This is a genomic window from Chitinophaga sp. YR627 (genome assembly GCF_900114995.1).
Lineage (GTDB): Bacteria > Bacteroidota > Bacteroidia > Chitinophagales > Chitinophagaceae > Chitinophaga.
This window is the reverse complement of the sequence record NZ_FOUX01000005.1, coordinates 637,045-651,624: the sequence shown is the minus strand read 5'-3', so window position 1 is coordinate 651,624 and position 14,580 is coordinate 637,045. Positions and strand designations below refer to the sequence as shown.

Sequence of the window (14,580 nt, the reverse complement as noted above, 5' to 3'; positions counted from 1 at the left end):
TAGTCTTATTGCAACATCCTTTTCCGGTAAGTCTTTCCCGTCTGACGTGCAATAGTGGCATCAGACAGTATACTTAAGATCTTGGCACCAAAGCGGTTGAAGCCGCCTGATATGGCAAATTTCCGCTTTTCTTTGTAAGCTTTGATAAATTCAGCAGCAACCTGTTCAGGCGTTTGTGCGCGGACACCGGCTGTAAGCGCATGTGCCGTTTTATCGTCTACATACGAACCCTGGATGAAATTACTGTCAGTGAGTCCCGGACAGAATAACAGGACATGTACGCCATGCGTTTTGGCTTCCTCATGCAAAGCACGGGTAAAAGAACGGACAAATGCCTTTGTAGCGCAATAGACAGCCATGTAAGGGGCTGGTATAAAGGAGAGTAGTGAGCCAATATTAACAATGTTACCCCGTTTCCTTACTGCCATATCTTTGAGGAAATAGTGTGTCAGACTAACCATCGCGTTCATATTTAACAGCATCATGTTCAGTTCATGCTGCAGGTCACGCGCTATCAGTTCCCCGCCTGAACCCATACCGGCATTGTTAATAAGGGACTCGACTTCGTATCCTCTTTCCCTGCAGGTCTGGTAGACAAACGCCACACTCTCCGGTTTGCAGAGATCAGCGGCAATATAGTCGGCTTTGATACCGAACTGCTGCGTAAGTGTTTTGCACTGCAATTGTAGGGATTGTTCACTTCTGGCTACAAGTACCACATTTTCTTTTTGTCCGGCGATCTGTCTGGCAATAGCTTCTCCTATACCAGCAGAAGCCCCTGTAATAAGCGTTACTTTCATTTATCCTGGTTTTATTCCGGGAGTAAAGGTCGCTTACGCGGGACTGCCGCCTGTATCTGAAAGTGCGTTAGTTGTAGCCAAAAGTAGTTTAACCGGATTGTTTACATATGAAAGACATTGAATTTATGCCCATCCGGATCAGTAAAGACGAAGCCATAGTAGCCTTTACCAAATGCTTCAGGTGGAGAAACCACTTTGCCGCCAGCAGGTTCGACTTCTTTCGCCCAGTTATCCACATCCTCTCTGCTCTCCGCAGAGATAGTGAATACGATCTCATTAGCGGCATGTCCGTCGGACATCTGGCCTTTGATATTAGGTTCTATGATGTCTTTCAGAAAAAAGTGTATGACGAAGTTTGCATCACCAAAGAAGAAACTTACCAGTTCTTTGGATGTATGCGGCCCATTAGGTGTAAATCCGAGCTGGGTATAAAATTGTGAAGTACGTTCCAGATCGCTTACGGCATAATTAGCCCAGATCTTTTTAGGTTTCATGACGTTGGAAAGTTTAAGGGTGTAAAAATGAGTGTATGGATCAATTTACATGATGTGAGTCAAAGATACAATATCAAATCGCAGACCACTTATTAAACAGTATGGCTGAGCGGTCAGATCATTTGTCAGTTGCGGCTGTAAACTTCGAAGGTATGTCTGCCGGGAGCGATATTACGTATTTCATAATAAGCGCCGTTATACACTGCTTTAATGACCTTACCATCCATGCTGACGGTCGCTTTATCCGTAGCAAAAGGCAGATAGATGTGACCTGTCATATTCCCTGGTAAGGTAAGCTGAAGCCGGCATCTGGCCGGGGTGTTTTCAATCTCCTCTTCAATAGTACCGCGTATCGTTTTGTAGCGGAGTTGTATGGGCCCCGTCAATCCGGGTTGTGGTCTGATCTCCACTTCTCCGAAACCTGGTGTGATGGGCTGAATACCTGCAATATATCTGATAATACAGTTTGCCGGTGCGGCACCCCATGCATGGCCCCAGTCCTGATTGGGTTTATATTCCTGTCCCCAGGCTTCCATTGTCATGGTAGCTCCTTCTCTCATCATGTTAAACCAGCTTCTTTTATCTGTGGAGGTAAGCAGTTGCAGCGCATAATCAGCGTCATTCACTTTATACAATCCGTCCAGCAGGAATTGTGCACCATATACGCTACAGGCCATACCCCGGGAATGTATAAAAGACAAGACACCGGGAACTTTATTATGAGGTATGAGTCCGAAGGCCAGCGCAAAGAAATTAGCATGTAAAGAACTGTGACTGACTCCTTCGCCGTCTACGACCAGGTTGGTTTGCTTGTCAATAAATACGCGTTGAAAAGCGGTCTGTACCCTGGCTGCTTCACGCTTATAATGGTCCGCATCAGCGGTATTACCCATCGCCTTTGCCAGTTTAGCCATTGCTTCCAGTCCTGCATAATAATAGGCATTAACAACCGCATTATAATCCGCAAAAACAAAACCGTCGGTTTCTCCCATGATATCTGTGCCGCCAAATTTAGGCGGAGGCCAGTCTGTAATATCTTTCAGTTGTGCATTGGCATCAAAAGCTGCGTAATGAATGGACTGCAGAAATGCAGGTGTTTGTTTACCCGTACGGGTGCTGATCAATCCATCTTCCCTGGCGAGGGCGCTTAATAATTTAGCTTTGAGATCGGGATACAGCTTTTTTGCCAACCGCAGATCACCCGAATATAGATAGTCATTCCATGCAATGAGTACATTCTGTAAAGACCATTCAGTGGGCCAGGTTGGATGATCGATCAGATAGTTAAGCGTCCGCTTGGCCATGGTAAATTCGGCATCAGTTGCATAGTGGGAGAGCTGGTTGATCAATGCATCTGCTTCATAGGGAATACGTTCCCTGTCCCCGTCCACGTAATACCCGGAAAACGAAGTCGCTTTGATCGTGTATTTACAGAGATCCCATATCTGATTAAGGCTTTTGTACCCGCTCTGAAACGTAGTAGCTGTATCATCAAATGTACTGCTGACCATATATCGGGATACATTGTCTATCGTATATCCGCCCCGGACTATTTCAACATAACGGAAGGGGAGTACTTCACCGATAGCAGCAGGCATTAAAATGGCGTTCTTTTTAGTATTGCGTGCATCAGGTGTGATGTCAGGCTGGTAGACATGTTGTCCCTGCTGCAAGGGGATCTTTATCATTCTATAGCGTACGGAACCCGGGGGGTGTTTATTGACATGTCCATCCGGCGTAACCGCTTCACCAAGATGTAAGATCAGTGTATCATCGTGGTGTTGCGCATTAACAGACAATTTTATCTGACTGAAAGCATCCTTACCAAAGTCATACAGGACGTTATCGGCATCAGGGGTGCTAGTTTTTAATGGCTGTTGAGGTGTTCTGATCAGCACAAAAGAAGGCAGCCGATAATCATCCGGTTCTTTTCCTGTAGAAAATACCTGGATGGCAGCATATCTGCCGGGTTTGCCATATTGATCCCAGGTACGTACTTTCCAGTAATAGCAGGTGGATGCCTGCAAAGCAGGGCCACTGTATAAAACACCTGTACTGTTGTTACTTTTGATTTTCCCTGAATTCCATATATCTGCGGAGTCGTTTTGCAGCATTTGTCTGTTACTCGCAACAAGGATCTGATAAGCAGATTGGTATTGAGACGGCAACACCCAGGAGAACATCGGATAACGGCTGTTTACCTGACAGAACTGGAATCTGCCACCAGATAGGACTGCCTGTTCTAAAGGAATATCCTTACTGATGCCGTGTTCATATACCTGTGAGGGATTCTGTAGCAGGTCTGCTCTTAATGAGAAAGGGGCTGTTTGCTCCTGGGCAATGGCAGACAGGCAGATGAATAGTGTCGGCAGAAAAGCAGTTGTAATTTTCATTCGTGGTACTAATTGTTGATAGCGCCGGTGATGCAGCAATAGTAAAATACTATCTTATGCGTTCTTTTTTAAACATTTTTAATGGCTATCTTTGTCCGCATGAAATGGTTCGTTTATTTATTTTCACTATATGTCCTGGTGTTATCGGGTATCCACTGTGATGCCGATGAAGACTGCTGTAGTGATGAAATAACACATACCACTTCATCCCATGATCAGGAATCTCCGAAGGATCATAAGCCGGTATCTCCCTGTTCTCCCTTTTTTGCCTGTGGCGTATGCCATGGCGTGGTGATACCGGAATCCTATACGATAAAGCCGGTTGCTTTAACCTCTGATCAGGAACTGCATAGCCAGTATATCGAACCGCAATTAAGGGATTTCTTTCCCGCTATATGGCAACCGCCCAAACAGGTTTAAGCGAATACAAGAATTTTAAAATAGTACAGGGCCATGTCCTGTGCTGTCATTGCTATTGCTTAAATTTTCCATGTACAACATGAGACTTATATTTACGATCATGCTGCTTTGTACCACCAGTTTATGTGTGGCGCAGCATACATTTACTGCCGTTGTTAAAAACGCGGACACCCGATTAGGTTTGGCAGATGCCACCGTCACGCTGTCAGATATAAATAAAAGTGCCAGGACAGCTGCTAATGGTCTTGTCAGCTTTACCAATATACCAGCAGGTAAACACCCGCTCACGGTTAGCTTTGTTGGTTTCGAAACATATACAGCTAACCTGACTTTCCCTTATAGTAACGATACATTGATCATACTGCTTGAACCTGCAGAAGAGGAAATGGAAGAAGTAGTGATCAGTTCGACCCGTAGTACCAGAACGATCCGGAATATCCCTACCAGGGTAGAATTGATCGGAGGCGAGGAACTGGAAGAAAAAGGGAATATGAAACCGGGAGACATCCGTATGATGCTCAATGAAAGCACCGGTATCCAGACGCAACAGGTGTCAGCCACCTCCGCTAATTCCAGTATCCGTATCCAGGGACTTGACGGGCGTTATACACAGATCCTGAAAGATGGTTTCCCCTTGTATGCCGGCTTTTCAGGAGGACTGGGACTGTTACAGACACCTCCATTAGACCTGAAGCAGGTAGAGGTGATCAAAGGCGCTTCTTCTACCTTATATGGGGGCGGTGCAATCGCCGGACTGGTTAACCTGATCTCCAAAGTACCGACGGAAGAACGGGAGCTCCGTTTTCTTATTAATGGTACGTCTGCCGGAGGACTCGATTTAAATGGTTTCTATGCCCGGAAACTGGAGAAAGTAGGATGGACAGTATTTGCTTCCAGAAATAGCAGCAGGCCCTACGATCCTTCAGAAACCGGCTTTACAGCGATTCCTAAAACCAGTCGCTATGTGTTCAATCCAAAGCTGTTTGTCTATGTTAGCCCAAAGACGCAGCTGATGGTGGGGGCCAATACCACTTTTGAGGACCGGACGGGTGGAGACCTTGCCTATATCAAAGGGAATGGGGATAACGTACACCGTTATTTCGAACAGAATAAAACCACACGCGTTTCCACGCAGTTCTCACTGGATCATCAGTTCAGTAAAACCAGCAGCCTGTCCGTTAAAAACTCTGTAAGTAATTTTAAACGGACCATTACCATACCTGATTATATATTCGATGGTAAACAATGGTCGACCTACTCAGAAGTCAACTACCATAAAGAAAGTGAAAAACTGGATTGGGTAACAGGCGTAAATTTTTACACCGATCAGTTCCTGGAATATCCGAAGGATAACTTTGAAAAGAGGAATTATACACAGCAGACTGCCGGCGCATTCGTGCAGAATACCTGGAAAGCGGCCGACTGGCTGCAACTGGAAACCGGCGTTCGTGGCGACTATGTGATTGACTATGGCTTTGCTTTCCTGCCGCGTATTTCAGCACTGTTCCATCTTTCTGAAAAACTGACTTCACGCTTAGGTGGCGGACTGGGATATAAAACACCTACAATCTTCACAGAAGAAAGCGAACGCCTGCAATATCGTTATATACTGCCCATTAACAGTCAGGATAATAAACTGGAAAGATCCCTGGGCGCAAATGTGGATGTTAATTACCGCACTTCCTTCCTGGACAAGTTTACATTTAGCATTAACCAGCTATTCTTTTATACCCGTATCAATGATCCGTTACTACTGCAAAGTAGTGGGACTAACCTGTATGCCCTGGTCAATGCCAATGGCTATGTTGATACAAAAGGGTGGGAAACCAACATCAAACTGGGATACGAAGATTTCAAGCTGTTTGTCGGGTATACTTTCACAGATGCGACACTCCATGAAGGTGCAACGAAAAGACAGAACCCGCTGACTGCGCGTCATCGTCTCAACAATGTACTGATGTATGAGGTGGAGGATAAATGGAAGATCGGACTGGAGGCCTACTATTACAGCAAACAGATGCTGAATGATACCCGTACCGGAAAGGCATACTGGACCTGTGGATTTATGGCAGAGAAGTTATGGGAACGGTTTTCATTGTTTGTGAACTTTGAGAATTTCACAGATACCCGTCAGACGAAGTTTGATAATATCTATACCGGTACGGTAAGCAATCCCATCTTCAGGGATATTTATGCACCGCTGGATGGCTTTGTGGTAAATGGAGGCTTGAAGATTAAGTTATAGTATGATACAGTACGAGCCATAGATCATATGGCTCGTACTGTATCAGTTATTTTAATCTTATTTCACTGATACTGGCTCCCTGAGGTACCATAGGGAAAATATTGTTTTCTTTGCCCACCATCACTTCCAGCAGATAAGGGCCATTATGACGGAACATTTCCGCAATGGCATCCCGCAGGCACTCCCGCTCAGATACACGTTTGCCGGCAATACGATAAGCGGCAGCAAGCGCTACAAAGTCAGGGTTCTCCATGTCAGAGAACGCATACCGGCGGTCGTTAAAAAGCTCCTGCCATTGGCGTACCATGCCTAAAAACTGATTATTCAGGATAATGATCTTGATATCCAGTGAATGCTGCATAATGGTACCCAGTTCCTGAATATTCATCTGAAAACCACCATCACCAACGATCGCCAGTACCGTTTTCCCTGGTGCACCATATCTGGCACCGAGGGCCGCAGGCAATGAGAATCCCATTGTTCCCAGACCACCACTGGTAATATTACTCCTGGTATGGTTGAATTGAGCATAGCGGATCGCTGCCATCTGATTTTGTCCCACATCAGAAACAACGATCGCATCTCCTGAAGTGAACTCGTTCAATATATTGATCACTTCTCCCATGGTCAGTTCGCCGGCCGCCGGGTTTAGCTCAGGCTGGATAACGGTATCATATTCCTCCTGATAGAGCGTATTAAATTTCTCTATCCATGTGGCGTATTCTTTCTTATTAATTAAAGCCGTCAGCAGTGGTAAAGTTTCTTTACAGTCACCTAATACGGACACAGTAGACTTTACATTTTTATCTATTTCAGCCGGATCGATCTCCAGATGGATCACCTTCGCCTGTCTGGCATATTTATCCAGACGACCAGTTACCCGGTCATCGAAACGCATACCGATGGCGATCAGCAGATCACATTCATTGGTAAGTACATTGGGAGCGTAGTTGCCATGCATACCCAGCATACCCATATTCAGCGGATGCGCTGAAGGCATAACGCCCGCACCTAATACCGTCCACGCTGCCGGAATGCCGCTTTTTTCTATAAAGATTTTAAACTCAGTGACTGCTCCGCCCAGTATAACACCCTGTCCCCAGATGACAAATGGTTTTTGAGCCTGGTTGATCAGATCCGCTGCTGACTGAATGTCCTTCTCCCGGACGATCGGTTTGGGTCTGTAACTCCGGATATGGTTACATTTTTCATACCCTGTATATTCAAAAAGCTGTAGCTGCGCATTCTTGGTGATGTCGATCAGTACAGGTCCCGGACGGCCACTACGGGCAATATAAAATGCTTTTGCCAGCACGGATGGAATTTCTGCAGCGTCAGTGATCTGGTAATTCCATTTGGTGACCGGCGTTGAGATATTAATGATGTCAGTTTCCTGAAAAGCGTCTGAACCCAGCAGATGCGCAAATACCTGTCCGGTGATACACACCACCGGTGTACTGTCGATCATTGCATCTGCAATGCCCGTTACGAGATTGGTAGCGCCTGGGCCGCTGGTGACGAATACCACCCCTACTTTCCCTGATGCACGCGCATATCCCTGTGCCGCATGAATGCCTCCCTGCTCATGTCTGACGAGGATGTGTTTCAGTTGCTGATCATAGTCAAATAACGCATCGTACATGGCAATGTTGGCGCCGCCAGGCACACCGAAGATAACCTCGGTTTCTTCCGCTATCAGTGCCTCCATAATGGCAACGGATCCTGGTATTGTTTTTATTTGATCCTGAGAAGTTGTTTTGTCTTCTTTTACATGTGGACTTTCCATACCTGTAATTAATTTGCCTGATTCAGATGATTGTTTTTGCTGCCTGGACCGGTGGTAGTTATTATTCTTTTATCAGATAGACCAATGGCAGTCCCAGATCATTTACACCGCTGATAGCTGTGCTCCTTATGAATCCATTAGCTGTGAACAGGTCCATATCAGCAGTGCCTTCATGTTCACTTATCCATATAACCTGTTTTGTCTTGCAGATACAGAGGCACTTTTCGAATAACTGTTTTCTGGTAGCTGTTTCATGATATCTTTCCAATACTGAGAAATCAGCAATACGAGCGACGCTTTTCCCCTGGAATATTTCCGGCCGCTCACCCTTTGTGGTGACACGTGCATACCCGGCGACCTCTCCATCCACAAAAACGACCAGTATCTGATTAGAAATATTATTCAGTTCCCCACGTAATGTATGATCGCTGAAGTTGCGCTCGATGTATGCTGTTATTTCAGTTTCCGGAACCTTACCACTGAACTTTTCCCTTGCGGTGGCCCTGCCGATAAATGATAGGGTACGACGGTCCTGTTCTGTACCAATACAGAAGTTGATCACTATCCTGTTCGCCATAAAATCTTCGATTAAAATATGATGCGGTTACAAAAAATATTTGTTTGCATAGCAGTTATCGCTGGTAATAAAGGTTTCCTGTTTTTTATGAAGCCTCTTGTAACCAGGAGATATTGTCTGCATAAAGGTAAACCGAACATAGGGGCTTTATTAGCTGGAATGCGCCAAAGGTTAGAGGAAATGGGTCAGAAAAGTTAGCTGATATAATTGCGTAATGCCTGATAGTGATTGATCAGCATGGGTAACGTGAAACCCCGGTTGAGTCCACTGGGATTAGGCAATACCCAGACGGTCGCATTGCAGAAAGGCGCTTCCTGCAATCCCCATTGAATATTCTTTTGGCCCGAAAAAGCCTGATAAGCGGGCTTCCCGAGGAAAGCCAGGTAGGTAGGTTTATATCGTTCCATCTTGCGCTTAAATGTCTCGATGGATTGATCAAATTCAGCTTTGGATAATTCATCTGCGCGTACGGTGGCACGTGCAACGGCTGTTGTCAGACCATAACCATAATCAAGGATGGTGCTGTCGAGTATGGGCTGTATCTCATGGGGAGTGAATCCTGCCTGATGTAATACTTTCCAGAATCTGTTACTGCGTCCGGAGAAATGGTGACCCTGCACTGCAGACTTTAATCCGGGATTGATTCCACAGAATAGTATCGTCAGATTTTCAGCAATAATGTCCTGTAAGTAATTATCCATATGGTTACTTTATAACAGCTAATATAAAACAGGATAGCCTGACTTTCGTTGTGCACCGGCCGGATGGATTCGTAACATCTGTGCCGGTGCATCGTTAAAGCCAGGCATTTACTCCTGTATAGGGAAACGCAATGCAAAGCTAGGGAACTTTGTGTCGTGGCATTAGACAATTTGCGCCAGATATTAGCCCTTTCCGGCCAGGGGTAGTAACCGATTTAAATTTAGATATGAACAGAAGGGGACAATTAAGCCATGCTGTTGAGATGAGCGAATTCAGAAGGCCGCATATTGGTCACCTGGTAGAACGTATAGCTGAATGACGCGAGACTCTGATACCCCGTAAGATAGGCGATCTCACTGAGTGAGTGCGCCTTTTGCTGTATTAACTCAAAAGCCTTTACCATCCGTAATAACTTCAGATATTGTAAGAAGGATATTTTCAGCGTATTCCTGAAGAAACGGGAGAGCGTTCTGTCACTCAGGCCGAAACGCTTGCTGATGGTCTCCAGGGTATGTTTATCTGCTATATTTTCTTCTATATAGGCAATGATTTGTAGCATGCGTTTATTTTCCGTATACGGTAATGCAATTGGAAGATGTTTGATACTTACTTTCGGAAGAATCGTTTTTATGGAGTGTAGGAAAACATAGCGATCATCATCCGGAAGAATGTGTCCATGCCATTGTTCTGTATACCGCATCATCTCGATCAGCAGGTCATTGATAGGATATATGCCCACCTCATTGTAGAATACATATTTATCATCTCCTTCGGTAGTGAAGAGAATGGACCGGAGATGTGTTCCGTTTTGTCCGATGGTCAGACTGTGTGGAACGTCTGCCGGTATCCAGCAATAGTGACGGGAGGGGATGACCAGCAATTGATCTGCCAGTCGTATGTATGCGATCCCGCCATCTACATAGAACAGCTGACCTTTTGAATGCTGGTGAAGAGGAATATGTTTTTCACATTTTTCGTGTATCACAAAAAATGATGCTGGTTGTTGTTCTATTTCCGGTAAAGAAGCTATAAGTCCCATTGTCGTTGATTTAATAAGCAATGCCACTAGCGGTCGCTCTCCATTGCGGATGTGCTGTTCAGGTATTTACATGTTTTACGGATGGCAGGGATGATCAGTACAAGCAGTGCAATACTCAGCATCAGTAGGGCAAAGGTCATGAAGACAGCCCGGTTGGTGAGTAATTGACTTTGTTGTCCCAGGCTTTGCCAGATAACTGTTTTAGCGATGTATGATCCCTGCTCGGCGGAAAATCCTTTCGAAGTATACAGTGACTGGTAAGTATTCAGCCGGTTTGTTGTATTAGGATTGTCCGGTGTCAGATAACTGAGAAACCCTTCTTTAAAGTATTGGTTATGGTATAGCTGAAGATTATAGAGTCCTGCTATTGATTGTAATGTCGCGGTAAACCGGGTACAGGCTGCCAGCACGATGCCGCTGGTACCACTGAATCCGGCTGCAGATGTCAGGATGTATATAATGATCGGCACAAATAACAACCCCGAGGCCGCACCCTGGATAAATATAGGGAACAGCAGATCTGTGAAAGACAGGTCAGGTGTCATTATATACCACATCCAGAGATTGAATAACGCCATTAGCCCAAACCCTGCTGTGAGAAAGAACTGGAAGTTATGTTTCTTCGCGATGATCAGCCGGGTGGAAAATACTGCCAGCGAAACAACACCTGCAATGTTGCAGCAACCAAGCGCCGCCACCTGGAAAGGGGTCCATTTAAGTGTCACGAAGGCATAGTTATAAACCAGATTGATACTGTCCTTACCGCCGTAATAAAGTCCCAGCAGACAAAGTCCTGTTACAAAATGTACCGACTTAAACACACCTGGGTGTATCAATGGCCGTTTCAGCAGACTTTGTCTGTACAGGAACAGTATAACACCGGCGCCCGCGATACAGCTGCTATAACAGATACGTCTGTCATCAAACCAGTAATACCTGGAACCATAGATAAATGTATAGGCCAGAGCTAATGCACTAAGCGCGAATAGCAGGAATCCGACCCAGTCGATCTGGTACAGCGGCAATCGCCTGTGGCCCGAACTCCGCCGCAATAGTAACATGGTGATCAGCAGGGAGAATAACTGTATACCAATCAGACAATAATAGCTTGCTTTCCATTCCGAGATGTCTATGAATACTGCAGCTATTGAGGCGGCTACCACGATATTACCAAGAATGGTTGGATAAAACACGGCGGCGCCGATCAGTTGTGCACGGTGAGTAGGTACCCTGGAAAAGATCAGTATCAGGGTGCTGACACATATTCCTCCTGTTAGAATACCCTGCAGAAATCTGATCACCAGCAGGATGTTAATATCCCTGCAATCAATACAAAGCCAGTTCAGGAGGATTGCCAGCGCAACATTGGCAGCGAGATAATTGCGCATCTCAAAGCGCCGGATAAAACGGAACTGCATAGGAATGGAGGCAATAATGCCCGCATACGTGGACATCAGGCAAAAGGAAATATCTTCCTGCTGCACACCCAGATACGCAACGATATAACTGCCGGTTAGCGCAAACAATCCCAGTTGCATCAGGGAAGAAAGCAATAACAGCAGTAATGCGATCCGGATACCCCAGTCCCAACCCTGTACCCATGGTTTAAAATATGCTTGTTTCATGATCAGACTCTTTTTTAACAGCTACGGTGACATTCATACCAGCGACTACATTGCCCGTACCGGGACCTTCAAATGCGATCTTTACAGGGACGCGCTGGATGATCTTGACAAAGTTGCCCGTTGAGTTATCCGGCGGTAATAACGAAAACCTTGCACCAGTAGAACCGGCAATTGCCATGATCCTGCCATGAAATACCCGTCCATCTATTGCATCCAGCCGTATTTCTACTAATTGTCCCACATACATATCGGCTACCTGTGTCTCTTTGTAATTGGCTGTGATCCACTTCTCTTTTTCGTTGATGATACTTACCAGTGGCTGTCCCGGTTGTATTTGCTGTCCATCCAGTATGTTTTTCCGTCCCAGTCGTCCTGAGTAGGGTGCGCGGATAACCGTATAGGAAAGGTTAAGACGGGCCAGCTCCAGGGCTGCTTCTTTTCGTTTGATATCGGCTTGTAAGAGCGCAAAATGTGTTCTTAGTTCTACGATACGCGCTTCATTCGTTTTCAGACTATTCCTGGCAGCGCTATAGTCACTCTCTGCAACATCGTATCGTGCCTTCACCTGTTCCAGTTCAGCACCTGTAGCTGCTTCTTCTTTTACCAGATTTGTATAGCGTTTAATATCCAGTTGCTGTTGTATGTATTTGGCTTCGGCGCCTTTTATCTGGTCCTGATTAACGCTGGTGCCGGTTACGGCTGCGGCAATATTGGCCGTAAGGACTGTGAGCTGGGCATGCGCATCTTCGGTGGCGGCTTCGGCAACCTGTAACTGTGCACGGTATTCTCTGTCATCCAGTATGACAAGCGTATCACCTTCTTTTACCAGCTGATGTTCTTCAAAACATACCCGCTGAATATAGCCACCGGCACGTGCAGATACCGGATTGATATAGGATTCTACCTGCGCGTCATTGGTTTCTTCGTATTCCTGACTGTATCGCCAGTACCTGGTGATATAGTATATTCCCGCAAAGAGAAGCCCTGCGGCAATGACTGATATTACAATATTGCCCGGGTGTATTTTTTTCGCTGTTGCTTTCATTTTTTCTGATGTTATAGATTATAAGTTTCCACTGGTATAAAGCAGGCGATAGTAAATAACGAGTGCCTCAGTTTGTGCTTTCACCAGATTGAATTGCGATTCCTGGTATAGATTGTCTGCATCCAGCAGATCTGTCAGGAGGGCCAACTGATTTAAATACTTATTGTTGACGATCCGGTAATTGACTTCCGTCTGTTCGACAGAATGTTCGTTAACACTGATCCGTGTTAATGCCTCTGCGTATTTTGCATAATAGGCTTTGGCTTCTGAACGTATATTATCCGCGGACGCCTGTTGCCGCAGTTCGAGTTCTTTTACCCGGAGTTTAGCAGCTGTTACTTTGCTTTTATTGTGATAGATCGATGAAATACTATACTGTGCTTTCAATCCGACAAAGCCGATCGCATAGGCCTGGTCAACAGGAGGGAAGAACAGATAGTTAGGGTAATTGAGGCCATAGCCGGAATAGAAGCTCAGGTTAGGTTTATTGTTGCCCTGAATTCCTTTTACCTTTTCCTGTTGTATTTCGACGCTCTTCGCGGCTTTCAGCACACTATAGGAGGATGTTTCAGCTGCATCGCTGATCGGTAACAGTGAATGAACATCCGGCTTTGGCATATCCGCAGAATCGAGCGGTATGATGTGTATGGCGTCTGGCACATTCATTAGTACTACCAGTTTCTGATTGGCAATCGCAATATCATTTTCATTTTGTTCCAGGGAGAGTCTGACGTTTGATAGATTTACTTCTGCACGTAAGACATCACTCCTGGTTACCTTCTGGTTATCGTAGAGGGCATGAATGTCTTTTACGCGTATCGTAGCCCGGTTCACCTGCTCCAGAATGAACTTTTCCTGTTCATTCAGTCTGACCAGTTCCAGATATTGTGTGGCGGTCTGATAAGCGATAATTCCTGACTGATTTTTTGTATTTAACTGTTCCAGCTTTTCCCGGAAGGTATACTCACGTTGTAAGGCTTTTTGCTTACCGCCGCTATAGATATTGAACAGGGCCTCAATACCCAGGGTAGCTGAATTCGAGGTAGGCTTTCGGGCTGTTGTATTCGCATGGCCAAGGCCATCAGTGAATAAGGTAAGTCCGCTGAATCTCTGATAAGAGCCATTTACGCGGATATCCGGTAATGCTGCTTTGTATACGTCCTTTTTATCTTCACTCATGGCAGTTTCTTCAACAATCGCTGCCTGAACGAGCTTGTTCTGGATCTTTGCAAATTCCACTGCTTCGTTAAGACTGATCTTATAAGTGTTATTGTTTGTTGTTTGTCCGTTTGCGATTGTGATATGCATCACTAAGATGGCAATAGACAGAAAGCTGCATAACAGGCAGCTGTTTCCTGTATTTGTATGTTTGATACGCATTTTTCATTATTTAAATTCAGGTCAATCGGTACCTGCGGCGCTCTTTGTCATATCCATCTTCCCCCCGGATCGTT

General features: G+C 45.4%; 12 protein-coding genes. 2 read left to right on the top strand and 10 right to left on the bottom strand.

From position 1 onward, the window contains the following. Positions 1–5: 5 nt before the first annotated feature. From BMZ72_RS27760 to BMZ72_RS27750, 3 genes are all read right to left on the bottom strand, one after another. The gene (locus tag BMZ72_RS27760) at positions 6–800 is read right to left on the bottom strand and encodes an SDR family NAD(P)-dependent oxidoreductase (RefSeq protein WP_089813221.1); all 795 of its coding nucleotides are present in this window, start codon (positions 798–800) and stop codon (positions 6–8) included. Positions 801–901: 101 nt separating this feature from the next. Next, positions 902–1,294: a VOC family protein gene (locus BMZ72_RS27755; RefSeq protein ID WP_089813219.1), complete on the bottom strand. Its 393-nt coding sequence runs from the start codon at positions 1,292–1,294 to the stop codon at positions 902–904. A 125-nt stretch (positions 1,295–1,419) separates the two neighbouring features. Continuing rightward, positions 1,420–3,687: an alpha-L-rhamnosidase-related protein gene (locus BMZ72_RS27750; RefSeq protein ID WP_089813217.1), complete on the bottom strand. Its 2,268-nt coding sequence runs from the start codon at positions 3,685–3,687 to the stop codon at positions 1,420–1,422. Between the two features lie 81 nt (positions 3,688–3,768). Here BMZ72_RS27750 and BMZ72_RS27745 point away from each other — a divergent pair, with 81 nt between their 5' ends. Continuing rightward, the gene (locus tag BMZ72_RS27745; RefSeq protein WP_089813215.1) at positions 3,769–4,107 is read left to right on the top strand and encodes a hypothetical protein; all 339 of its coding nucleotides are present in this window, start codon (positions 3,769–3,771) and stop codon (positions 4,105–4,107) included. A gap of 79 nt (positions 4,108–4,186) precedes the next feature. Then, positions 4,187–6,352, top strand: a complete 2,166-nt coding sequence (locus BMZ72_RS27740; protein WP_089813213.1) for a TonB-dependent receptor — start codon at positions 4,187–4,189, stop codon at positions 6,350–6,352. A gap of 46 nt (positions 6,353–6,398) precedes the next feature. Here BMZ72_RS27740 and ilvB read toward each other — a convergent pair whose 3' ends face one another. The 7 genes from ilvB to BMZ72_RS27700 all read right to left on the bottom strand — a co-directional run bounded on the left by ilvB (position 6,399) and on the right by BMZ72_RS27700 (position 14,506). Then, positions 6,399–8,138 (bottom strand): biosynthetic-type acetolactate synthase large subunit, encoded by a 1,740-nt coding sequence (ilvB, locus tag BMZ72_RS27735; protein WP_089813211.1) that lies wholly within the window; start codon positions 8,136–8,138, stop codon positions 6,399–6,401. 61 nt (positions 8,139–8,199) lie between these two features. Further along, positions 8,200–8,715 (bottom strand): N-acetyltransferase, encoded by a 516-nt coding sequence (locus tag BMZ72_RS27730; protein ID WP_089813209.1) that lies wholly within the window; start codon positions 8,713–8,715, stop codon positions 8,200–8,202. Between the two features lie 194 nt (positions 8,716–8,909). Continuing rightward, a complete protein-coding gene (mug, locus tag BMZ72_RS27720; protein ID WP_089813205.1) occupies positions 8,910–9,416 on the bottom strand; it encodes a G/U mismatch-specific DNA glycosylase in 507 nt (168 codons plus the stop codon). A 245-nt stretch (positions 9,417–9,661) separates the two neighbouring features. Beyond that, positions 9,662–10,456, bottom strand: a complete 795-nt coding sequence (locus BMZ72_RS27715; protein ID WP_089813203.1) for an AraC family transcriptional regulator — start codon at positions 10,454–10,456, stop codon at positions 9,662–9,664. Positions 10,457–10,482: 26 nt separating this feature from the next. Beyond that, a complete protein-coding gene (locus BMZ72_RS27710; protein WP_089813201.1) occupies positions 10,483–12,081 on the bottom strand; it encodes an MFS transporter in 1,599 nt (532 codons plus the stop codon). Beyond that, positions 12,062–13,126 (bottom strand): HlyD family secretion protein, encoded by a 1,065-nt coding sequence (locus BMZ72_RS27705; protein ID WP_089813199.1) that lies wholly within the window; start codon positions 13,124–13,126, stop codon positions 12,062–12,064. The genes BMZ72_RS27710 and BMZ72_RS27705 overlap by 20 nt, the downstream gene beginning before the upstream one ends. An 18-nt stretch (positions 13,127–13,144) precedes the next feature. Further along, a complete protein-coding gene (locus BMZ72_RS27700) occupies positions 13,145–14,506 on the bottom strand; it encodes a TolC family protein (RefSeq protein WP_089813197.1) in 1,362 nt (453 codons plus the stop codon). Between the last annotated feature and the right edge of the window lie 74 nt (positions 14,507–14,580).